General features: G+C 72.1%; 24 protein-coding genes and 1 pseudogene. 17 read left to right on the top strand and 8 right to left on the bottom strand.

Going from position 1 to position 20,179, the window contains the following annotated elements; all coding sequences use genetic code 11:
• Window positions 1–212 precede the first annotated feature (212 nt).
• The 3 genes from mshD to PCA76_RS30145 form a co-directional block, all read right to left on the bottom strand.
• The gene (gene mshD, locus PCA76_RS30155; protein WP_272613802.1) at window positions 213–1,139 is read right to left on the bottom strand and encodes a mycothiol synthase; all 927 of its coding nucleotides are present in this window, start codon (window positions 1,137–1,139) and stop codon (window positions 213–215) included.
• A gap of 60 nt (window positions 1,140–1,199) precedes the next feature.
• Window positions 1,200–2,042, bottom strand: coding sequence for a polysaccharide deacetylase family protein (locus tag PCA76_RS30150; protein WP_272613801.1), 843 nt, complete (start codon window positions 2,040–2,042; stop codon window positions 1,200–1,202).
• A gap of 175 nt (window positions 2,043–2,217) precedes the next feature.
• Window positions 2,218–2,937: a winged helix-turn-helix transcriptional regulator gene (locus tag PCA76_RS30145; RefSeq protein ID WP_181518701.1), complete on the bottom strand. Its 720-nt coding sequence runs from the start codon at window positions 2,935–2,937 to the stop codon at window positions 2,218–2,220.
• 241 nt (window positions 2,938–3,178) lie between these two features.
• Here PCA76_RS30145 and PCA76_RS30140 point away from each other — a divergent pair, with 241 nt between their 5' ends.
• The 7 genes from PCA76_RS30140 to PCA76_RS30115 all read left to right on the top strand — a co-directional run bounded on the left by PCA76_RS30140 (window position 3,179) and on the right by PCA76_RS30115 (window position 8,342).
• Entirely contained in the window at window positions 3,179–4,234 is a 1,056-nt protein-coding gene (locus tag PCA76_RS30140; protein WP_272613800.1) for a hypothetical protein, read from the top strand.
• Window positions 4,235–4,340: 106 nt separating this feature from the next.
• The gene (locus PCA76_RS30135; RefSeq protein ID WP_272613798.1) at window positions 4,341–5,129 is read left to right on the top strand and encodes an LmeA family phospholipid-binding protein; all 789 of its coding nucleotides are present in this window, start codon (window positions 4,341–4,343) and stop codon (window positions 5,127–5,129) included.
• A gap of 105 nt (window positions 5,130–5,234) precedes the next feature.
• Window positions 5,235–5,312 (top strand): Ms5788A family Cys-rich leader peptide, encoded by a 78-nt coding sequence (locus tag PCA76_RS32705; protein WP_310503780.1) that lies wholly within the window; start codon window positions 5,235–5,237, stop codon window positions 5,310–5,312.
• 206 nt (window positions 5,313–5,518) lie between these two features.
• Window positions 5,519–6,367 (top strand): sulfurtransferase, encoded by an 849-nt coding sequence (locus tag PCA76_RS30130; RefSeq protein ID WP_272613797.1) that lies wholly within the window; start codon window positions 5,519–5,521, stop codon window positions 6,365–6,367.
• Window positions 6,368–6,369: 2 nt separating this feature from the next.
• Window positions 6,370–6,690: a DUF1416 domain-containing protein gene (locus PCA76_RS30125; RefSeq protein WP_272613796.1), complete on the top strand. Its 321-nt coding sequence runs from the start codon at window positions 6,370–6,372 to the stop codon at window positions 6,688–6,690.
• Between the two features lie 211 nt (window positions 6,691–6,901).
• Complete coding sequence (locus PCA76_RS30120) at window positions 6,902–7,402, top strand: winged helix-turn-helix domain-containing protein (protein ID WP_272619729.1); 501 nt, start codon at window positions 6,902–6,904, stop codon at window positions 7,400–7,402.
• Between the two features lie 76 nt (window positions 7,403–7,478).
• Window positions 7,479–8,342 carry a hypothetical protein gene (locus PCA76_RS30115; RefSeq protein WP_272613795.1) on the top strand — a complete coding sequence of 288 codons (864 nt, stop codon included), beginning with the start codon at window positions 7,479–7,481 and terminating at the stop codon, window positions 8,340–8,342.
• Between the two features lie 19 nt (window positions 8,343–8,361).
• On the opposite strand, the gene PCA76_RS30110 is transcribed toward PCA76_RS30115, so the two are convergent.
• The 3 genes from PCA76_RS30110 to PCA76_RS30100 all read right to left on the bottom strand — a co-directional run bounded on the left by PCA76_RS30110 (window position 8,362) and on the right by PCA76_RS30100 (window position 11,245).
• Entirely contained in the window at window positions 8,362–10,416 is a 2,055-nt protein-coding gene (locus PCA76_RS30110) for an amylo-alpha-1,6-glucosidase (protein WP_272613793.1), read from the bottom strand.
• The gene (locus PCA76_RS30105) at window positions 10,413–10,793 is read right to left on the bottom strand and encodes an SCP2 sterol-binding domain-containing protein (RefSeq protein ID WP_272613792.1); all 381 of its coding nucleotides are present in this window, start codon (window positions 10,791–10,793) and stop codon (window positions 10,413–10,415) included. Before PCA76_RS30105 ends, PCA76_RS30110 begins: the two co-directional genes overlap by 4 nt.
• Before the next feature lie 77 nt (window positions 10,794–10,870).
• Window positions 10,871–11,245: a DsrE family protein gene (locus tag PCA76_RS30100; RefSeq protein WP_272613790.1), complete on the bottom strand. Its 375-nt coding sequence runs from the start codon at window positions 11,243–11,245 to the stop codon at window positions 10,871–10,873.
• Window positions 11,246–11,257: 12 nt separating this feature from the next.
• Between PCA76_RS30100 and mtfM the strand changes: the two genes are divergently transcribed.
• A complete protein-coding gene (gene mtfM / locus PCA76_RS30095; RefSeq protein ID WP_030327764.1) occupies window positions 11,258–11,362 on the top strand; it encodes a small membrane protein MtfM in 105 nt (34 codons plus the stop codon).
• 232 nt (window positions 11,363–11,594) lie between these two features.
• Window positions 11,595–12,182 carry an FABP family protein gene (locus PCA76_RS30090; protein WP_272613789.1) on the top strand — a complete coding sequence of 196 codons (588 nt, stop codon included), beginning with the start codon at window positions 11,595–11,597 and terminating at the stop codon, window positions 12,180–12,182.
• Between the two features lies 1 nt (window position 12,183).
• Here the strand turns inward: PCA76_RS30090 and PCA76_RS30085 are convergent, their stop codons facing one another.
• Window positions 12,184–13,062, bottom strand: coding sequence for an aminotransferase class IV (locus PCA76_RS30085; RefSeq protein ID WP_272613788.1), 879 nt, complete (start codon window positions 13,060–13,062; stop codon window positions 12,184–12,186).
• Window positions 13,063–13,131: 69 nt separating this feature from the next.
• Here PCA76_RS30085 and PCA76_RS30080 point away from each other — a divergent pair, with 69 nt between their 5' ends.
• The 4 genes from PCA76_RS30080 to PCA76_RS30065 all read left to right on the top strand — a co-directional run bounded on the left by PCA76_RS30080 (window position 13,132) and on the right by PCA76_RS30065 (window position 16,574).
• Entirely contained in the window at window positions 13,132–13,560 is a 429-nt protein-coding gene (locus PCA76_RS30080) for a Fur family transcriptional regulator (RefSeq protein ID WP_272613787.1), read from the top strand.
• A complete protein-coding gene (gene ygfZ / locus PCA76_RS30075; RefSeq protein ID WP_272613786.1) occupies window positions 13,557–14,669 on the top strand; it encodes a CAF17-like 4Fe-4S cluster assembly/insertion protein YgfZ in 1,113 nt (370 codons plus the stop codon). Before PCA76_RS30080 ends, ygfZ begins: the two co-directional genes overlap by 4 nt.
• A 23-nt stretch (window positions 14,670–14,692) precedes the next feature.
• Window positions 14,693–15,520, top strand: coding sequence for a 3-keto-5-aminohexanoate cleavage protein (locus tag PCA76_RS30070; RefSeq protein WP_272613785.1), 828 nt, complete (start codon window positions 14,693–14,695; stop codon window positions 15,518–15,520).
• A 94-nt stretch (window positions 15,521–15,614) separates the two neighbouring features.
• Window positions 15,615–16,574, top strand: a complete 960-nt coding sequence (locus tag PCA76_RS30065) for an asparaginase (RefSeq protein ID WP_272613784.1) — start codon at window positions 15,615–15,617, stop codon at window positions 16,572–16,574.
• A 40-nt stretch (window positions 16,575–16,614) separates the two neighbouring features.
• Here the strand turns inward: PCA76_RS30065 and PCA76_RS30060 are convergent.
• Window positions 16,615–17,312, bottom strand: a pseudogene (locus PCA76_RS30060) (alpha/beta fold hydrolase).
• A gap of 211 nt (window positions 17,313–17,523) precedes the next feature.
• On the opposite strand from PCA76_RS30060, the gene PCA76_RS30050 reads away from it, so the two are divergent.
• The 4 genes from PCA76_RS30050 to PCA76_RS30035 all read left to right on the top strand — a co-directional run bounded on the left by PCA76_RS30050 (window position 17,524) and on the right by PCA76_RS30035 (window position 20,172).
• Window positions 17,524–18,171: a helix-turn-helix domain-containing protein gene (locus PCA76_RS30050; RefSeq protein ID WP_272613780.1), complete on the top strand. Its 648-nt coding sequence runs from the start codon at window positions 17,524–17,526 to the stop codon at window positions 18,169–18,171.
• The gene (locus PCA76_RS30045; protein WP_272613779.1) at window positions 18,168–18,902 is read left to right on the top strand and encodes a hypothetical protein; all 735 of its coding nucleotides are present in this window, start codon (window positions 18,168–18,170) and stop codon (window positions 18,900–18,902) included. Before PCA76_RS30050 ends, PCA76_RS30045 begins: the two co-directional genes overlap by 4 nt.
• Window positions 18,903–18,973: 71 nt before the next feature.
• Complete coding sequence (locus PCA76_RS30040; RefSeq protein ID WP_272613778.1) at window positions 18,974–19,288, top strand: DUF2516 family protein; 315 nt, start codon at window positions 18,974–18,976, stop codon at window positions 19,286–19,288.
• On the top strand, window positions 19,285–20,172 hold the full coding sequence (locus PCA76_RS30035; protein WP_272613777.1) for an alpha/beta fold hydrolase: 888 nt from the start codon (window positions 19,285–19,287) through the stop codon (window positions 20,170–20,172). The genes PCA76_RS30040 and PCA76_RS30035 overlap by 4 nt, the downstream gene beginning before the upstream one ends.
• The last annotated feature ends 7 nt before the right edge of the window (window positions 20,173–20,179 follow it).

The raw sequence follows: 20,179 nt of genomic DNA, 5'->3' as shown, positions 1-20,179 counted from the left end.
GTTAGAAGTGCCAGGTAGCCGGTTCGCCGGTCGCAAGTGAACGCAAGGTGAACACGTACGGCCGCCGAGGTGACCGCTTGCTGAGGACGAGTTGTCCGTTAAGTGAACCGGGGTACACCTGTCGGAAGTATGGGCATATTTCCGGTTCGCCGTTATCCCGCCGAAGCCCGCCCGTTACCCGCCGGTGACCCGGCTGCGACGATGGCCGACGCTCAGCCGAGGTGGTAGTTGATGTGCGCGGACCAGCGGGCGAAGCCAAGCCGCTCGTAGAGCGCGACCGCCCCGGTGTTCGAGTCGTCCACGTAGAGCATCACCCGGTCCAGGCCGCGCCGGTCCCGCAGGTACGCCAACCCGGCGGTGGTCAGCGCCCGGCCGAGCCCGCCGCCGTGCGCGGTCGGCTCCACGCCCAGCACGTACACCTCGCCGATCCGGGCCGACCCGGGCCGCTCGTGCACCTTGGTCCAGTGGAAGCCGAGCAGTCGACCGGTCGCGGTCTCCTCGGCGAGCAGGAAGCCGGCCGGGTCGAACCACGGTTCGGCGAGACGGGCCCGCAGGTCGTCCGAGGTCCAGCGCCCCTGCTCGGGATGCTCGGCGAAGGCGCGCGAGTTGAGGGTCAGCCAGGCCGCGTCGTCCGCCCCGGGTCGGTACGCCCGCAGCGTCACCCCGTCGGGCAGGCGCGGCTCGCCCAGCGGGGCAGCCAGTGGCCGACGCAGCTGCCAGAGCACCCGCGCCCGAGTGAACCCGAGGTCGACGCCGAGCGCCGCAGCCGAGGGGTGGTCGCCGTGCGCCCACGCCCGCAGCGGCCCGGTGGCCGAGGCGAGCACGCCCCGGGCCAGCGCACGACCAGTGCCCCGCCGCCGGTACGCGGGATGCACCACCAGCTCGACCCCGATCCCGCCGACCGGGTCGGTGGTGTCCAGGTGCGCGTAGCCGGTGAGGGTGCCGTCGTCGGCCCGGGCGATCAGGTGCAGGGCCGGGGCGCCCGGGTCACGCAGTCGGAGCAGGACGTGCTCGTCGAGCGGGTCCGCGCCGTCCGTGTCGCCCGCGGAGCTGGCGAGGGCCAGCACGTCGGCGATGTCCGCCGGCGCCAGTCGGTCGGTCCGGGTCACCTGGTCGCTGGTCGGCTCCGCGCTGCTCATCCCGTCACCGTATCCGCTGCGTGTCGTGACGCCCGGACCGTCGCCGAGTAAAGCCGCGGCTCAGGTCGGGTCGGTGGGCAGTGCCTCCAACTGGAACCGCGCGATCAGGTCGGGCAAGATCCGGCGCAGCGCGTCCACCGTGCCCTGCCGGTCCCCACCGGCGTCGTGCAGCAGCACCACCGAACCCGGTTCGGCCTGGGTCAGCACCGTCGCGGTGATCTTGCCGGCGCCGGGCAGCTCCCAGTCCGACGGGTCCACCGACCAGTGCAGCGGGGTCATGCCGAGTTGCCGCGCCACCGACACCACCGGGTACGTCCAGGCGCCGCCCGGCTGGCGGTACCAGACGATCGGCGCGTTCGGCACCGCCGCCCGGATCGCCGCGTTGGTGCGTAGGAGGTCGGCGCGGATCGCGTCGGCCGATCGGGCACCCAGGCCGACGTCGTGGTGCCAGGAGTGATTGCACAGGGTGTGCCCGTCGTTGACGATCGCCTGGATGAGGTCGGGGTGGTCCTGAGCGTTCTCACCGACCACGCAGAACGTGGCCCGCACGTCGAATTCGCGCAGCGTGGCGAGGACCTGCGGGGTGTACCGGGGGTCCGGCCCGTCGTCGAAGGTCAGCGCGAGCCGGGGGGAGCCGGTGGTGGCGTGCGCGCCGAACAGCTTGTCGTCTCCGGCGTCTCGTCCCGTCCCGTCCTGACCGGCCTCGGCGGGGCGGGCCTGGGGGCTGGCGCTGCCGCTGGCACTCGGGACGGCGGTCGGCTCACCACCGCTGGGTTGGTCGGCGTAGTGCGGCCCGTCGGCGTTCGTGGTGGCACCCGTGGCGTGCCGTTGGCTCTGGTCGGGGACGAGGCTGCGGCCCAGCACGTACGCCGAGCCCAGCAGCGCCGCCACCACCAGCGTCACGATTCCCGTCGCCCTCGCGGTCGAACTGCCCCGCGTCACGGCTTCCGCCTGGCTGGCCGGTCAGGCCGGTCCGTCGCCCCCGTGGTCACTGCGCGCACCGTCGCCCCTTTCTCCGACAAACCCGGCAGTCAGAATAGAACTGCCAAGCTGCGCAAAAAGGGCATACAGGAATACTTCAGACCGGCAGGGGCGCGTGCTCCGCCTCGGGCAGCGACCGCGACGGCGGAACGACGAACTTGTAGCCGACCTGGCGAACGGTGCCGATCATCGACTCGTACTCCGAACCGAGCTTGGCGCGCAGCCGCCGGACGTGCACGTCCACCGTCCGGGTGCCGCCGAAGTAGTCGTAGCCCCAGACCTCGCGCAGGAGCTGGTCCCGGGTGAACACCCGACCCGGGTGCTGGGCCAGGAACTTCAGCAGCTCGAACTCCTTGTAGGTGAGGTCGAGCGGGCGTCCCTTGAGCTTGGCCGCGTAGGTGTCCGGGTCGATGGTCAGTTCGCCGGCCCGGATCGAGCCGCCCGCACCGGCGGTCGCGTTGCTCAGCCGGCCCACTGCCAGCCGCAGCCGCGCCTCCACCTCGGCGGGACCGGCCGAGGCGAGGATGACGTCGTCGACGCCCCAGTCGGCGTTCAGTGCGATCAGGCCGGCCTCGGTCACCACCGCGACCAGCGGCACACCGAGCCCGGTGGCGTGCAACATTCGGCAGGTCGCTCGGGCCTCGCTCAACTCCGACCGGGCGTCCACCATCACCGCGTCCGGGCTGGGCCCTGCGACAAGGGTGCGGACGTCACGCGGCGCGGTGCGCACCGAGTGCGGCAGCAGGTCGAGTGCCGGCAGCACAGCCGACGGTTCCCCTGCGCGCGCAGTCACCAGCAGCAGGATCTCCACGATCACCTCCGTCCCGGCGGCGCACGGCCGCACGCGACCAGTCACACTCACGACGGAGTGTGCTGAGAAATTGCGTGGTCCCGGCGTCGCTGACGGGCGGGTAACGGGTCGAGCGTAACGGATCGCCTCGGCCGCACCGTCAGGCCATTTCCCGTTTGTCCATCTTGCCCCTGATCGTGGCGCAGATTTTAACGTTGCTGAAACCCTTGACCGCCGCGCCGGGCGGTCGGTCTGGCACGATCGGGTCGTGTTTCCCTCCACCTCGCCCGAGGCCGGCCGCGAATCGTGGCCCGCCGGGCCCCACCCGGGCCCGGCCGCACCGGCCCGCGGCCAGCCGCCCGCGCCGCGTACCGGTCCGGCCACCACCGACGGCGATCGCCGCGAACGGGGTGGGCCGCGTCGTGCCCGTCGCGCCGGCGAGCCGGCCCGTCGATCCGAAGACGAGATCGACGAGCCGGAAGAGGAGGTCATACCCCCGGTCGAGGTGCGCCGTCAGTTGGCGCTGACCATCGCCGGCTTCGCCGCTCTGCTCGGTGTCGGCCTGGTGCTCGGCGCGCAGACGTCAGGCCCCGGTCACCGGCTGCCGTTCGCTTTCATCATCTTCGGCGTCCAGTTGCTGTTCGTGCTCGCCTGGACGATGGCCATGCGCCCGCCCGCGCTGCTGGTGGTCGCCGGGATCAGCGCCGCGGTCGCGGCGCTCGCCGACATCGCCGCGGTGCAGAGCGACATCGCTGGCCTGGCGCCGCTCGGCTACCTCGCCGCCGGCGGGTTCCTCGCTGCGGTGCTCGGCCAGTTGGTCCGCCGGGTCGACCGGGTCCGGGTCACCGACTCACTCGGCGCCACGCTGCTCATCGTGGTCGGGGTGGTGGCCTTCGGCACCCTGATCGTGCTCAGCCGGATCCCGGCCGGCACCCAGGCGATCACCGTCTGCCTGACCGCGAGCGGGGTCGCGCTGACCGTCGCCCGGCTCACCGACGCCGTGCTGCCCTGGCCGCGGCTGGCCCCGCAGGTGCCCCGGGGCGCCGCAGGCGTGGTCGCCGGCGCGATGGTCGGCACGCTGACCAGCGGGCTCCTCGGCAGCTACCTGGTGGCTCCCTTCACGCCGACCCGGGCCGCCGTGATCGGTCTGGTCGCGGCGGTCACCGCCGTCCTCTCCGACCTCGCCGTGGGGTACGCGGAAGCGGGCCGGCTGATGGCCGGCGAACCGCCCACCATGTGGGTGGCCCGGCACATGCAGGGCCCTCTCGGAGGTTTCGCCCTGGCGGCGCCGGCCGCGTACGCCATGTGCATGCTCTTCCTCTGAGTCACGGTTGAGCCCGGAGCCGGTCGGGTACCTACGGGTGCGCCGCCCTGCGGCACCCGGTAAGGACGACTCGTCGCGGCGCGGCGGGCGAAGACAGGAGGCGGCGGTGGCGCAGGACTATCCGGCGGAGGGGACGCGGCCCCGACGGCGCGGCCGCAAGCTGCTCATCGGCCTGTTCGTCCTGCTGCTGCTGGTAGCCGGGTTGCTGGTGGTCGCCGACCGGGTGGCGGTCGGGGTGGCTGAGCGGACCATCGCCGACCGGGTCCGTCAGGAGGTCGCCAAGCAGGGTGCGCAGTCCGCCGAGCCCGATGTGGAAGTGGCCGGAACTCCGTTTCTCACCCAGGTGCTGGATGGCCGTTACCAGCGGATCACCATCAACCTGCGGGACGTGCAGGCCCCGGTGGAGGGTGACACCGTACGGCTGCCGGTGCTCGATGTGGACGCCCGGAATGTGCGAGCCTCGCTGGACACCCTGCGCACCGGGCAGGGGGACATCGTCGCGGACACGGTCAATGGCACGGGCACGATCAGCTACGACAGTTTGGCCGCGCTGCTGAAGCGGCCGGGGCTCACTCTCGGCGAGCAGAACGGCAAGCTCGCCGTCACCGCCCCCGTCGACATCCTCGGTCAGAAGCTCACCGTCAGCGGCACCGCCGACGTCACCGTCGCCGACAACGGTGCGGTCGCCCTCCGCTTCAACGATCTGGACGCGGCCGGCCTGCCCAACCTGCCGTTGGCGCGCGCCTTGCTGAGCAACTACGCCAAGGGCATCTCCATCGACGTGCCTCTGCCTGACCTGCCGTTCCAGCTCGCTGTCCGGGAGGTCCGACCGCTGCCGGAGGGGCTGGCGGTCACCGCCGACGCGAAGAACGTGCCGATCAACTCCGCTGGCTGATCCGAGACCAGCGGTGGGACGTCGAACCCGCCGGTGGCGTTGGCGATTCCCGGATGGTGGTCGGATCAGTGGCAGCACGGTCACTGGCTGGTAAGCTCCCTGGCCATGGGGACCCACCTCACCAAACGGCGCGCGGTCGACCTGTGTCGCGTGGCCACCTGCCTGTGTCGCCCCGTCATCTGACGGCGGGGCTGTCTCCGGCCGCCTGACGGCGGCCACCGGCACAGGGTTCTCGCACCCTCCGGTTATCCCACCGAACGCCCGGCAGCGGCGCCGTCGCACGAACCCGTGATCCCGTCCTTCCGCTGGGTCCCGCGCGTGGTGCGACAGCCACACCCATCGATACTCGCGCGTTGGCTCACCATCCATCCTCACCAGGGAGTGATTCGATGAGTCGCGACACCGCACTCGTTTCGGCCGAGTGGGCCGAGAAGAACCTCGACGCCCCGGGCGTCGTCTTCGTCGAGGTCGACGAGGACACCTCGGCCTACGACACCGGCCACATCGCCGGCGCCATCAAGATTGACTGGAAGACCGACCTGCAGGACCAGGTCCGCCGGGACTTCGTCAACAAGACCCAGTTCGAGGCGCTGCTCTCCGAGCGGGGCATCAGCAACGACGACACCGTCATCCTCTACGGCGGCAACAACAACTGGTTCGCCGCATACGCCTACTGGTACTTCAAGCTCTACGGTCACGGCGACGTGAAGCTGCTCGACGGCGGCCGCAAGAAGTGGGAGCTGGATGCCCGCCCGCTGGTCACCGACGCGGTGTCCCGCCCGGCGACGCAGTACGTCGCGCAGGAACCGGACACTTCCATCCGGGCCTTCCGCGACGAGGTCGTCGCCGCGATCGGCACCAAGAACCTGGTCGACGTGCGCAGCCCCGACGAGTTCGCCGGCCGGCTGCTCGCCCCCGCCCACCTGCCGCAGGAGCAGGCGCAGCGGGGCGGGCACATCCCGACCGCGATCAGCGTTCCGTGGTCCAAGGCGGCCAACGAGGACGGCACCTTCCGGTCCGACGACGAGCTGCGCCGGATCTACGGCGACGCGGGGCTCGACGACGGCAAGGAGACCATCGCCTACTGCCGCATCGGTGAGCGTTCCTCGCACACCTGGTTCGTGCTCCAGGAGCTGCTGGGCCACCCCAACGTCAAGAACTACGACGGTTCCTGGACCGAGTACGGCTCGCTGGTCGGCGTGCCGGTCGCCCTCGGTGACGAACCCGGGGAGGCCTGATCATGACCATTCCCACCGCCACAGGTTGCGCCGCACCGGACCAGGCCGCGCCGCTGCCGGCCGGGCTGGACCTGGAGAAGGAAACCGTGATCACCGGCATCGTCAGTTCCGCTGAGGACGAGCCGGTGCCGGGCGCGTACGTCCGGCTGCTCGATTCGACCGGTGAGTTCACCGCCGAGGTGGTGACCTCGGCGGCCGGCCAGTTCCGGTTCTTCGCCGCGCCGGGTTCCTGGACGCTGCGGGCGCTGTCCCGGCACGGCAACGGCGACACCGCCGTCACGGCCGGCCGGGGCATCAACGAGGTTGCTGTCACCGTCGCCTGACCCACTGCTCTGATCGACCGGGGTCGGTCACCCACTCGGGTGGCCGACCCCGGTCGTTGCGTGTGTCCGAGATGCGTCCCGTTGGCGGGGTGGCCCCTGCGTAGCTGGTTGATGACGTGGCGTCATTCTGATCGAGGGCAGGACCCCGAAATCCATCGGCGTGCGTCACTATCTACGGGTGGAAATCACCGTTGGTGCGGGTGGCGGCGGCATGTCCGGTGCAGAGGTCCCGATCGTCGTCTGCGTCAGCGCTGATGTCGCGGTGCGCGAGCGGGTGCTGCGTCAACTCGACGGGGTCGGCTCGGTGGTGAGCTGCGCCGACCTGGCTCAGCTGCGGGCGATGCTGTTCCCGTCGCCGGGTGGCGCGACGCCGGCCGTCGGGCCGGTCGCCCCACCGGTGGCACCGCAGGGGCCGGTCAGCTGGGGTAAGTTGGTCGTCGACCGGGCCGGGGGCCGGGTCACCTGGCGCGACGAACCGCTCCCGCTCACCCCCACCGAGCGGGAGTTGCTCGTCCGACTGGTCGGCCCGCCACTGGTGCTGTGGAGCTACGAACAGCTCTGCGCCTCCGTCCTGGGTGGCGCGGACACCGCGCTCCTGCACTCCACGATGAAGCGGCTCCGGCACAGGCTGCGGGCTCTGCCGGGCGGACCGCAGGTGCACACCGTGCGCGGGGTCGGCTATCGGCTCGGCCCTCTGCCCCCGCCTGCCTGACCGCAGGCCGTCGCCCAGTTCCCGGACCGCCGCCTCCGCCGCCGGGCCGGCGGACCACCCGTGACACCATGGCCGGGTGAGCGGTGCTGTCCAAACGGGTTGGGCCTCGTCGACCGGTCCCGCCGCGCCGGCACCCGCCCGGTCGTGGCGGCGTTGGTTGTTGGCCGCGACCGCGGCCTGGGCCGTGTTGCTGGCCCTGCTCACCTGGACGTCGGTACGTGACGATCCGCCGACCGTGCGCGAACAGCGCTCTCTCGACCAGGCCGGCCCGGTGGTCGACCGGGCGGTCGGCGAGCTGACCCGGGCGGCTGGTGCGGCCAATCTGCTGGAGCTGGGCCCGCCGCGGATCGCGTCTGGCTGCCGAGTCACCCCGCTCGCCGACGGGGCGAGGCTGCGGCGCGAGGTCGTCGTGCTTGCGCCCACCGGCACTGAGCAGGCTGTGCTGGCCGGCATCGCCGAGCGGTTGCCGGCGAGCTGGCGGGCCGGGGTCGGGCCCGGGCTGGACGGCCCCGAGCTGCACGCCGACGCCGGAGAGTTCGTGGCCGTCGCGGGGCGGCCGACCGTGGACGGACGGGTCCGGCTGATCGCCGACACCGGTTGCCGGCCGGTCGGCTCCGGCTACACGCCGGCCCCGGCCACCGCTGCCGGCCCGGAGGTCGCCGCCCTGGCCGCCGCGCTGCGGGCGCTCGACCGGCCGAGCGACGCCGCGCCGGAGCTGGTCACCGCGCCCTGCCCGGGCGGCGGGCTGGCCCGTGCCGCGCGGTCGTCGGGTGGTTCCGGCCCGGCCGCCTCGGTGGCCGCGCTCGCCCCGCTGGCCGGCGGCGCCCCACTGCTGGACAAACCCCCGGTGTACGCGTACCGCACCGGAACGGTCACGGTGCTGGCCGAGCTCGGCCCGGACGCCACCCGAGTGGCCGCGACCGTCGGCTGCCCGGGTTGAGTCGGGCAGCCCGCGTGGGTCAGCCGCCGCTCGGCTGATCCTCGGGGTCTCGGCTGCGACCCAACGCGTCGACCATGCCCCACCGGCCGGGGATGTCCAGCAGCTCGACCCGGCCCATGCCCGGTGGCACCGCAGGGTCGATGATCAGGTGCTCGCCCTGCGGCTCCAACCCCAGCATCACCCGCAGCAGCAGTAGCGGGGTGCCCGTCGACCAGGCCTGCGGGCTGCACGCGGTCGGGTACTCCACGGGGTAGTCGGTGAGGTCACGGGCGTAGCCGGCGAAGGCCTCCGGCAACTGCCCCCCGAAGTACCGGGACGCCGCCAGCATCGTGTCGCAGATCAGCCCGGCCTCGTCGCGGAAGCCGTACCGCCACAACCCCCAGGCGATGATCGAGTTGTCGAACGGCCAGACGGTGCCCACGTGGTACCCGATCGGGTTGTACCGTCCCTCGTTCTCGGCGAGCGTACGCACTCCCCAACCGGAGAACAGGCGTGGCCCGAGCAGGTGCTCGACCACCTTGCCAGCGCGGGACTCGTCCACGATGCCGCTCCACAGAAGGTGCCCGATGTTCGAGGTCAGGGCGTCCACCTGCCGGCCGTCGGCGTCCAGCGCGAGCGCGTAGTACCCGCGGTCGGCGATCCAGAAGTCACGGTCGAACCGCCGCTTGAGATCGGCGGCCTCCCGCTCCAACCTGTCGGCGTACTCCGGGTCGTTCCAGAAGGTCCGGGCCAGCCGGGCGGCCCGGATCTTCGCGTCGTACGCGTAGCCCTGCAACTCGCAGGTCGCCCGGGGAAAGCCGGGCATCTCGCCGTCGGCGTAGGAGATGGCGTCCCAGGAGTCCTTCCAGCACTGGTTCTGCAGACCACTGTCCGGGTTGCGGGTCTGATACCAGAGGTAGCCGGTGCCGAGCAGGTCGCCGTAGGTGTCGATCCACTCCAGCGCCGCCCGGACCTGCGGCTCCAGTCGACGGACCAGCGCGGCGTCACCCGTCCAACGCTCGTACTCGTCGACCAGGATGATGAACAGTGGCGTCGAGTCGGCCGACCCGTAGTACGGCGAGTGCGGCTGCTCCTCGAAGCCGGCGGTCTCCCCGTACCGCAGCTCGTGCAGGATCTTCCCGGGCTCCTCGTCCCGGAAGTCGTCCACCCGGTGCCCCTGCAGCCCGGCCAGCATGAGGATGGTTGGCGGGACCAGCTCCGGCAGGAACGGCAGCACCTGCAACGAGGTGATGATGCTGTCGCGGCCGAACAGCGTCATGAACCAGGGCAGTCCTGCGGCGATCAGTCGCACGCCCAGGGCGATCGACTCGTAGCGCAGAGCCGCCAGGTCGTTGAGGCTGCGCCGGTACGCCCCGGCCAGTGGCTCGCAGTCGCAGCCGAGCTTCGGCGCCCGGTCGATCAGTTCCTGCTGCTCGGCCCGGATGACGTCCGCGCTGCGGCTGCCGCCGTACGGGAGGGTGGCCCGGATGTCCTCGCCACGCGCCCCGTAGACGACGCTGGAGACGTGCAGCCGGGTGGTCCACCGGCTGTTGCGGGCTATCCGGATCCGGAACGTCATCCCGTCCGCGTCGACCTGCGCGGGCGCAGTGCTCTTTACCAGTGTCTCCCGGTGGAATGCCTCCCGCCGGTAGGTCAGCCGCAGCTCGTTCTCCGCGACCGAGACCGTGGCCCGGCCCTGCTTCGGCCGGGCATGTTTGATCTCGAACAGGTCGGCGAAGTCGGCTCCGATGTCCATTCGGACGGTGAATTCGACCTCCGCACCGGTGTGGTTCAGCACTGTCAGCTCCTCCTCGAAGCTGCCCACGATCGCCCGACTGCGGATCACCGATGCCTTCGCGTCCAGATAGTGCGTGGGTTCACCGGGGGCCAGGAAGAACTTGGTGCGGTACGACTCGTTGTCGTCGACGGAGAGGGCGTGCAGCCGCTCGCCGTCCAGGGTGAGCATCCAGGTGGATAGGAACCGGGTGTCGAAGGAGAACAACCCGGTGGGGAAGTCGTAGGACGGCTCGATGTCCCCCCGCCGGTCGCTGACCAGGAAGGTGTTGCCGTCCAGAATGCTGACGAGTTCCTTCACACCGGTCGCCCTGCTGCCTTGCGGGCCGCCTCGCGGGGGTCGCGGGTGCCGGGCGGGTTCGGGAAGAACCGGCGGAAGGCGAGGAAGAGCACCACGTTCCCGCTGAACGTGCTCTCGTTGCGCAGCACCGCCGCGACACCCTGGGCCTCGCCGGCGATCAGTCGGTCGAAGAGGGCCGCGCTGCTGTACCAGATGGCGTCGGCGGGCCCGCGCTCGCGGCTGATCTGCACCGAGCCGGGCCGCATCCGGACCAGCCAGTGCTCGGTCCGGTGGTCGCTGCCGAGGTCGATCTGCAGGGTCCCGTCGGCCAGGCCGCCCAGGACATCAGGGGCGCGCGACGGCAGTGATTCGAAGAACCTCTCCGTCGCCTCGGTCACATCCGAATCGTAGGCAGCCGTCCGAGATGTCGGGTCGGTATCGGCACTCCACTCGGATGGATCCGCCGCGGCGGCGGTCAGTAGACCAGTGCCTGCGCGCCTTCGGCCAACGACTCCTCGACGAAGACCGCGGCACCCGCGATCCGGACCCCGGGCAGTACGTCGTCCGGGCCGATCTCCCGTCGGGCCGCGCACTGGGTGCAGGCGGTCACCCGGCCACTGGTGAGGATGACGTGCAGCAACTCGGCCAGCGGAGCGGAGTGCGGCAGCTCGAACTGCTGGGCGCGACCGGGCAGGGCGAACCAGGTCGACTCACCGGTCAGCCAGAGCGACACGTCCACCCCGGCCGCGACCGCCGTCGCGGCGACCGTGAATGCCTGCGCGCACCGCTCCGGGGCATCCGCCCCCGCGGTGGCCTTGACGACGAGATTGCGGGCCATGAGGCCCAGCATAGGATGGCCGGGATGGTTACCGAGATCGGGTTTGTCAGCCTGCTGGTCGCCGGCCTGGGCGGGCTCGCCGGTGGCCTCGTCTACCTTGCCGTACGCATTTCGAGAGGACGTTGGTGAGCGCGAGGAGTGAGCCGGGCTTGCGAGCCCCGCAGTCGCGAACGAAGGTGGCAGGGTGAGCGCGAGGAGTGAGCCGGGCTTGCGAGCCCCGCAGTCGCGAACGAAGGTGGCAGGGTGAGCGCGAGGAGTGAGCCGGGCTTGCGAGCCCCGCAGTCGCGAACGAAGGTGGCAGGGTGAGCGCGAGGAGTGAGCCGGGCTTGCGAGCCCCGCAGTCGCGAACGAAGGTGGCAGGGTGAGCGAGAACCCGCTGCAGCCGCCGTGGTTGAACGCGCCGCCGGTCGAGGAATACCCGTTCGAGGAGAGTCACGACCTGCGGGTCGGGCCGAAACTGCATCCCGCGCTGGATGGCCTGCTGCCCTACGTCGGCCTGTGGCGCGGCCGGGGCAAGGGCGGCTTCCCCACCATCGAGGACTTCGACTACGCGCAGGAGATCCGGATCAGCCACGACGGCCGGCCGTTCCTGCACTACGAGTCCCGTGCCTGGATCCTCGACGAGCAGAGCAAGCCGGTCCGCCCGGCCGGTCGTGAGGCCGGCTGGTGGCGGCCGGTGCTGGTGGATGGACGGGCGACCGATGAGCTGGAGGTGCTGCTGACCACCCCGACGGGGGTGATGGAGCTGCACCTCGGCAAGCGCACCGGTACCCAGATCGAGTTCGCCACCGACGCGGTGATCCGGACCCCGACCGCCAAGGAGGTCACCGGCGGGAAGCGGCTCTACGGCATCGTCGAGGGTGCACTGCTCTACGCCCAGGAGATGGCCGCCATGGGGCACGGGCTCAGCCCGCACCTCTCCGCCCGGCTCGTCCGGGTCGGCGGCTGATCTAGACGGGGAAACCCAGCAGGGCTTGCAGGGCGGGGGTGCGCGGGCAGTTGGCCCGACGCACCCCGTCCAGCGTGTGGACCTCGGCGGCCCCGCGTACCGACGAGGTGAACCACACGCCGTCCGCCGCGTGCAGTTCGGCCGGGGTGACCATCCGCTCGGCAGCGCCCAGGCCCAACTCGTCGGCGTGGTCGAGCAGCCAGGCCACGGTCGTGCCGGCGAGGATCCCGGTGGTGGCGGCGGGCACCGTGCAGAGCGTGCCGCCGGTGAGCCACACCACGTTGGCCGTGGGGCCCTCCAGCGCGTACCCGTCGGAGGAGATCCAGAGCACGTCGTCCACCCCGGCCCGGTCGGCCCAGCGGCGGGCGGCGGTGTTGACCGCGTACGACGTGGATTTGATCCCGGCCGGCAGCCAGCTCAGCCCGTTGCGGGCGTCGGCGGGCACGCCCAGCGGCAGGGTGGCCACGCTGATCCCGTTCCGCCGGGCCACCCGGGACGACGCCGGCACCTCGGCCAGCGTGGCGTAGACCGTCGGCGGGCCGCCGATCTCCGGGCCGCGCGTGCAGACCAGCCGAAGTGCCCCTTCCACCTGCGCTGGCCAGCCTGCGCGTACCTCGTCGAGCAGGTCGATCAGCGCGGCGGTGGGAGGCAGGGCCAGGTCGACGGCGGTGGCCGCCGCGACCAGGCGGGCCAGGTGTTCGTCGCGTAGCCACGGTCGGCCCTGACGCAGGTGCATGGTCTCGAAGAGGCCGTCGCCGCGGAGTACGCCGAGGTCGTCGCCGCGGAGCACGGGGTCGCCGACCGGCACCGGGCCGCGCCCGAGAACGACGATCCGCGCGGTCGGGTCGGCCGCGACCTTCCCGACGGACGACATCACCATGACCGTCGAGCCTAGCGGCGGTCGGTCGCGGTGCGGGGACTGGCATGGTGGCCGAACTATGATCGGACGGTGTCCGAATCCTCCCTCGCGGAAATGCTGCGGGCCCGTGGGCTGCGGCTGACGGCCCAGCGGCAGCTCGTCCTCCAGGCGGTGCTCGATCTGGGGCACGCCAGCCCGGAGCAGGTGCACACCGCCGTCCGGGAGGTCGCCGCCGGCGTCAACATCACCACCATCTATCGCACGCTTGAGCTGCTGGAACGGCTCGGCCTGGTCACCCACACACACCTGTCGCACGGATCACCGACCTATCACGCCGCCGGTGAGCACCAACACGTCCACCTGGTCTGCCGGGAGTGCGGCGCGATCGACGAGATCGATCCCGAGCTGCTCCGTCCGCTCGCCGACCAGTTGGCCGCGCAGCGGGGGTTCCTGGTGGATATCGGGCACGTGTCACTCTTCGGCGTCTGCGTACGCTGCGAGAACGGGGACGACAAATGATCGACATCGCGGGTGCGGTGGCCGTCGAGAGCATCGACGAGGCCAGCCGCGACCAGCCGGATCCGGCGCACGTCGCGGCCGGGGTGCGGGGGGTGGCCGCGCACTACGGCGACCCGCTGCGCGAGCAGCGCACCCTCGACACCGAGGTCGGCCTGGTCGACCGGTCGCACCGAGGGGTCATCGCGGTGCCCGGGGAAGAGCGGGCCGGTTGGCTGCACACGGTCACCTCACAGCACCTGACCACGCTGGCCGCCGGTGAGGGCACCGAACTGCTGGTGCTGTCCCCGCACGGCCACGTCGAGCAGCACGCCCTGGTCGCGGAGGACGGCGAGACCACCTGGCTGGACACCGAGCCGGGGGCCACCGAAGGTCTACTGGCCTACCTGGAGAAGATGCGGTTCTTCAGCAAGGTCGACCCGCGCGACGCGACCGCCGAGCGGGCGCTGCTGTCGCTGGTCGGGCCGGCGGCGACGGAGGCGCTGGGCACGCTCGGCGTGACCGGGCTGGCCGCGCCGGACCTGCTCCCGGTGCCGGGTCCGAAGTTCCCCCACGGTGTCGTGCCACCCCGGGCGAGCGTCCGGTACGACGTCCGGCCGCTGCCGACCGGCGGCTGGGCCCGACGCGGCCCGCTCGGGGTGGACCTGCTGGTGCCCCGGTCGGCGATGGACCAGGTGGTGGCGGAACTGCGTGGCGCCGGCGTGCCGCTCGCGGGGCTCTGGGCGTACGAGGCGATCCGGGTGGCCGCCCGGCAACCCCGGGTCGGGGTGGACACCGACCACCGGACCATTCCGGCGGAGGTCGACCTGATCGCCCCGGCGGTGCATCTGGACAAGGGTTGCTACCGGGGCCAGGAGACGGTGGCCCGGGTGCACAACATGGGCCGGCCGCCGCGTCGCCTCGTACTGCTGCACCTGGACGGGGTGACCACCGACCAGCCGCCGGCCGCCGGTACGCCGGTGACCCTCGACGGCCGGGCGGTTGGCTTCGTCGGCACCGCCGTGCTGCACCACGAGTTGGGCCAGGTCGCCCTCGCGGTGTTGAAGCGGAACGTCGCGGACGATGCCGCGCTGCGGATCGGCGAGACCGCGGCGGCGATCGACCCGTCCTGAGCGGGCCGTCTAGGATCGCCGGCATGACGACAGGAACGTTGATCACGGTTGCCCCGACCGGCGCGGAGTCGGCCAAGGCGGAGGTGCCGGCGCTGCCGGTGACCCTCGACGAGCTGCTGCTCACCGCCAAGGAGTGCGAGGCACTCGGCGCTGCCGTGATCCACGTCCACATCCGCGACGATGCGGCGCGGCCGACCCTCGACCCGGTGCGTCTGGCCGACACGGTGGCCGCGCTGCGGGAGAGCACCGACCTGATCGTGCAGCTCTCCTCCGGCGGCGCGGTGACCGACCCGGAGGCCGCCCGACTCGCCGTGCTCGACGCCAGGCCGGACATGGCGTCCTGCACCATGGGTACGGTCAACTTCGGCGACGACGTCTTCCTCAACCGCTGGGAGTTCATCGTCGACCTGCACACCCGGATGCAGGAACGCGGGATCGTGCCGGAGTACGAGATCTTCGACCTCGGCCACCTGTCCGCGTTGCAGCGGTTGCTCGGCAAGTACGGGCTGCCGGCCGGGGGGCACGTGCATGTCGACTTCGTGATGGGTGTGCCGGGCGGGATGCCGGGCAACACCGAGACGCTTGTCGCGGCCCACCGGATGCTGCGGGACCTGCCCGAGGGCACCACCTTCTCGGCCACCGGCGTTGGCCGCAGCACGATCCCGGTGCTGCTTGCCTCGCTGTCGACGGGCGGCCACCTGCGGGTCGGCATGGAGGACACCGTGACGTACGCGAAGGGCCGCCCGGTGGAGTCCAACATGCAGTTGGTCGCCCGCGCGGTCGGCTTCGCGCAGCTCGCCCAGCGCCCGCCGCTCACCACCGCCGAGGCCCGCGCGCTACTCGGGTTGTAAGGCCGAGCCTGTCCGGCACCCCTGTCACCCGGGCGGTGGACGTCCTGGTCACCCCGCCGCCACGCACCCCGGGACCGTCGGTACCGTCCAGCGCGTGACGAAGACGTACGAGGGCGGCGCGCCGCTCGCCGAGGTGGTCCGGTCCGGGTTCGTGGAGGGTGCGCACCGCGGCTCGGTGGTGGTGCTGGACGCCGCCGGTCTGCCGGTGGCGTCCGCCGGGGACGTGACGTCGCCGGTCTTCCCCCGTTCGGCCAGCAAGCCGATGCAGGCGATCGGGATGCTCCGCGCCGGCCTGACGTTGACCGACCCGGCCGACGTGGCGCTGGTGTCGGCGAGTCACGCGGGTGAGGAGTTCCACCTGGCCCGGGTCGGTGCGTTGCTGGAGCGCGCCGGGCTGGACGCATCGGCGCTGCACTGCCCGCCCGACCTGCCGGTGGGCGCTGCGGCCCGGGAGGCGGTGCTGCGCGCCGGTGGCGGCCCCACCAGAGTGCAGATGAACTGCTCCGGCAAGCACAGCGGGATGCTGCTGACCTGCGAGGCCGCTGGCTGGCCGTTGGACGGCTACTGGCGGCCGGAGCACCCGCTTCAGCAGCGGTTGCGGGCGGCCATCGAGGAGTTCACCGGCGAGCAGGCGGCGGCGGTGGGCGTGGACGGCTGCGGTGCCCCGGTGCTCGCGGTGTCGCTGACCGGTCTGGCCGGGGCGTACCTCCGGCTGGTCGACGCCGAACCCGGATCGGTGCCGCGTACGGTGGCCGACGCCATGCGCGCCCACCCGGAGATCGTCGGTGGCACCCAGGCCGACGACACCCGGCTGATGCGCGGTGTCCCGGGCCTGCTGGCCAAGGTCGGCGCCGAGGGCGTGATCGCGGTGGCGCTGCCGGGCATCGGCGCCGTCGCTCTGAAGATCGATGACGGCGCCGACCGTGCCAGGATGCCGGTGCTCGTCTCGGCGCTGCGCCGGCTCGGCGTGGACGCTCCGGTGCTGACCGAGTACGCCGAGGTGCCGCTCTTCGGCGGTGCCGTTCCCGTCGGCGCGGTCCGCCCGCTCTGGTGAGCGCCCTGCCGCCGGGCGCCGTGGAACCGGTGCCGCGCGTTCAGCTCAGGAAGTCGAGCAGGGCGGCGTTGACGGGCTCCGGGCGCTCCAGTGGCAGCAGGTGCGCGGCATTCGGCACGTCGGGCATTCGTACCGCGCCGGGAACCTCGGCGGCGATCCGGTCGGCGAGCCGGCTGATGTCCGGCACGTCCACGGCCCCGGCGGTGACCAGGACGGGCACCTTCAGCTCACCGAGACGGTCGATCGCTGGCGGCGTCAGCTCTCCCACCTCGACCGCGCCGAGTGCCAGCTCGGCGGCGAGCGCACGCTGGTCCATCTCCTGCGCGAACGCGAGCAGCTCGGGGTCGACGTCCTCCGGTTGACGGCCCGGGCCGACCACCCAGAACCGCACCTCGCCGGATGCGCCGGCGACGAAGTCGTCGGGGTCGACCTCTCCGACCAGCTCGTCCCAGAGGTCATTCGCCTCGTCGGACCACTCGTTGCCGGAGACCGCCGTGTCGAACAGCGCGAGGGCGCTCACCCGGTCGGGGTGGGCCAGCGCGGTGTCGATGGCGACCGACCCACCGAAGGAGCAGCCGACCAGGGCGGCCCGGGGCAGGTCGAGCGCGTCCAGCAGTCCGGCCACATCGTCATGGTGCGAGAACGGGGTCGGGGCAGCTCCGAGTCGCCGTAGCCGCGCAGGTCCGGAACGATCACCCGGTGCCGGGCGGCGAGCGCGGACAGCTGGCCCCGCCACATCCGCCGGTCGGCGATGCCGGCGTGCAGCAGAACGACGGGCGAACCGGTGCCCGCCTCGTCGTACGCGATGCTTGCTCCATTGACTGTGATCTTGTGCACGGACGGACCGTACGGATCGGACGAGCGGCGCGCAAACGGGATGCTGAGACCTTGCTAACTATGGCTAGCGTTTTGCTTGCAAGAGCTAGCGCGGACGATTAGCGTCGCTGTCATGGCCACACCCAAGGACCTTCCCGACGTCGGCGGGTTCATCCGCGATCTGCGGCGCAACGCCAAGATCTCGCTGAGGCAGCTCGCCGAGCAGGCGGGGGTCAGCAACCCGTACCTCAGTCAGATCGAGCGCGGCCTGCGCAAGCCCAGCGCCGAGGTGCTCCAGCAACTGGCGAGCGCGCTGCGGGTCTCCACTCCCGCGATGTACCTACGCGCCGGGCTGCTCGACGACAAGGAAGGCCACGGTGTGCTCGCCGCCATCGCCGTGGACGCCGACCTGACGATGGCCCAGAAGCAGTCGCTCAGCCAGATCTACGAGACATTCCGCCGGGAGAACACCCGGCTCGCCGAGGCCCAGGCCGCCGCCGACGACAGCGGCGCGACCAAAGCCCAGGCCGACGAGGGCAGCGGCACGGCCGGGGCCACCACCCCGACCGACGTCGCCGACCAGCCCGCCGACGTGGCCAACCTGGCCGCCACCGGCCCCACCACCGCAGGCGGCACCCCCACCGAGGCCGTGCTCGAGTCGGTCGCCGTCACCGAGGCGGGCGCCGCCCCCGCCCCGAGCAGCACCAACACCCCCGAAAAGAAGGCCGCCGGTCCGGCGGTCCGGAAGGCCGCCGAGGCGGCCGAAGAGGAGACGTCATGAGCGAGCCGAAGACCAACCGCATCCCCGCCCCGATCTACGCCGCCGCTGGCGCGGGTGAATTGGCCCTCGAGCAGTTGCGCAAGCTGCCGGCCGTGGTCGGCGTCCTCGGCACCCGGGTCGTCGCCGACCTGGGTGGTCGGGCCGTGCTGACCGGCTTCGAGCTGCGCCAGAAGGCCACCGAGACGCTGCGTACCGTGAACGAGACCGCCGGCACCCTGCGCGGCCGGGCACAGGCCGAGCTGGACCTGGCCAAGCTGCGCGACTCGGCCGACCTGAACAAGCTGCGCGAGGCTGCCGACCTGGCCAAGCTGCGCGAGGTTGCCGACCCCGACAAGCTGCGCGCCGCCGCGACCCGCAACGCCGCCCTGGTGGTCGCGGGCGCCCAGGCCGCCCAGGAGCGGGCGTTCGCCGCCTACGGTGCGCTGGTCGCCCGCGGTGAGCGGGTCGTCGGCGCCGGTGTGCTGGAGGCCGCCGAGACGGTCAACGCCGACATCGAGGCGACCCAGGCCGTGACGCCGGCCACCGCTCCGGCCGTCGCCACCACCTTGACCGTGGCCGACGTGTCGACCCCGGCCGACATCCCGACCCCGGCCGACGTGGCCGAGATCGCCGAGGCCAAGCCGGCCGCCGTCAAGAAGGCCGCCCGTGCGCCGAAGGCTCCCAAGCCGGCCGCGAGCCCGTCGGCGAAGCTTCCCCGGGCCACCAAGCGGACCAGCCCGACGGCCGAGTAGTTCGTCATGTCGACGACCCCGGCGGCGTCCTTGTCGGACGTAGCCGGGGTCCTCGACATAAACTGGCCGGCATGGCCAACGCCGCGCCGATCTTCGCCTTTGCCGTCCGTGAAGTGATCCAGCTGATCCTGCTCGTCTTCGCGCTGATCGTCCAGGGCGTCGCCCTGGTGCACGCGATCACGCAGCGCTCTGACGCCTTCCCCGCCATCGGGACGCTGCCCAAGGGTGGCTGGATCGCCATCCTGGCGGTCTGCCTCCTACTGACTCTGCTCGGCTTCGGGCCGATCAGCCTCTTCGGACTGGTCGGCATCGCTGCCGGTCTGATCTACCTCCTCGACGTCCGAGTCGGCCTGCGCGAGCTTGGCGACGGCAAAGGGTTCTGGTGAGAGGTTTCCGCTGGCCACCTCCACCGGACAGCGGGCCCCGCACCTGGGGGCCCGGTCCGGGTGGGCCGCGTACCGGCCGACCGGCGCTGCCGGAGCCGGAGACCGAGCTGGTCACCACCCCACACGGTGTACGGCTGGAGCGGTTGGTCACCGGCACCGGTGATCCGGTGACCGTCTTCGCGCACGGGCTGGGCAACGGCATCGCCACCACCCGTCCGTTCGGCAGCGGGGTGACCGGCCGCAAGGTGTTCTTCCAGTTCCGCGGGCACGGCCGTTCCGAGGCCCCGGACGGGCCGTGGACCTACCTCGACCTGGCCCGGGATCTGCGGGCGATCGCGGACCTCGGCCGGGCCAGTCGGGCGTTCGGCGCGAGCCTCGGCGCGAGTGCCCTCTGCCGGCTACTGGCCGAGAGCCCGGGGCGTTTCGAGAAGCTGGTCTTCTTTCTGCCGGCGGTGCTCGACGAGCCGCGCGGGCCGGTCGCCTGGGAACGCGTCACGGACCTGTTGGAGGCGGTGCAGAGCGGGGACGCCTCGGCGGTCGCCGACGTCGTCTCACTGGAGCTGCCCGCGGCGATCCGCAACACTCCGGCCGGCTGGGCGTACCTGCGGCAGCGACTTGACCAACTGCTCCGCGACGGTTTGGCCGACGGCCTGGCCACGCTGGCGGAGCAGACGCCGCTGCGCGAGATCAGCGACCTGTCGGCGGTCACCGCGCCGGCGTTGGTGATCGGCTGCGCGGGCGACGACCTGCACCCGGTCGAGGTTGCCGAGCGGCTCGCCGTCGCGCTGCCCCAGGCCACCCTGCACGTGTACGACCGGCCCGGCGTCCTCTGGTCGGAACGCGCCGACCTGCGGGACCGCATCTCCGGCTTCCTCAACGAGTAACCTGCCC

The organism is Micromonospora sp. LH3U1, assembly GCF_028475105.1.
Classification (GTDB): domain Bacteria; phylum Actinomycetota; class Actinomycetes; order Mycobacteriales; family Micromonosporaceae; genus Micromonospora.
Note: the sequence above shows the minus strand (reverse complement) of the source record. Positions and strands in the feature narration are given on the sequence as shown.

Excerpts from the sequence above, each read along its gene's own strand:
- mtfM (WP_030327764.1), top strand. The coding sequence starts at position 11,258 with ATGGTTACCGAGATCGGGTTTGTCAGCCTGCTGGTCGCCGGCCTGGGC.
- mshD (WP_272613802.1), bottom strand. The coding sequence starts at position 1,139 with ATGAGCAGCGCGGAGCCGACCAGCGACCAGGTGACCCGGACCGACCGA.
- PCA76_RS30100 (WP_272613790.1), bottom strand. The coding sequence starts at position 11,245 with ATGCTGGGCCTCATGGCCCGCAATCTCGTCGTCAAGGCCACCGCGGGG.
- PCA76_RS30045 (WP_272613779.1), top strand. The coding sequence starts at position 18,168 with ATGAGCGAGCCGAAGACCAACCGCATCCCCGCCCCGATCTACGCCGCC.
- PCA76_RS30125 (WP_272613796.1), top strand. The coding sequence starts at position 6,370 with ATGACCATTCCCACCGCCACAGGTTGCGCCGCACCGGACCAGGCCGCG.
- PCA76_RS30050 (WP_272613780.1), top strand. The coding sequence starts at position 17,524 with ATGGCCACACCCAAGGACCTTCCCGACGTCGGCGGGTTCATCCGCGAT.
- PCA76_RS30040 (WP_272613778.1), top strand. The coding sequence starts at position 18,974 with ATGGCCAACGCCGCGCCGATCTTCGCCTTTGCCGTCCGTGAAGTGATC.
- PCA76_RS30085 (WP_272613788.1), bottom strand. The coding sequence starts at position 13,062 with ATGGTGATGTCGTCCGTCGGGAAGGTCGCGGCCGACCCGACCGCGCGG.
- PCA76_RS30120 (WP_272619729.1), top strand. The coding sequence starts at position 6,902 with ATGTCCGGTGCAGAGGTCCCGATCGTCGTCTGCGTCAGCGCTGATGTC.
- ygfZ (WP_272613786.1), top strand. The coding sequence starts at position 13,557 with ATGATCGACATCGCGGGTGCGGTGGCCGTCGAGAGCATCGACGAGGCC.
- PCA76_RS30130 (WP_272613797.1), top strand. The coding sequence starts at position 5,519 with ATGAGTCGCGACACCGCACTCGTTTCGGCCGAGTGGGCCGAGAAGAAC.
- PCA76_RS30070 (WP_272613785.1), top strand. The coding sequence starts at position 14,693 with ATGACGACAGGAACGTTGATCACGGTTGCCCCGACCGGCGCGGAGTCG.
- PCA76_RS32705 (WP_310503780.1), top strand. The coding sequence starts at position 5,235 with ATGGGGACCCACCTCACCAAACGGCGCGCGGTCGACCTGTGTCGCGTG.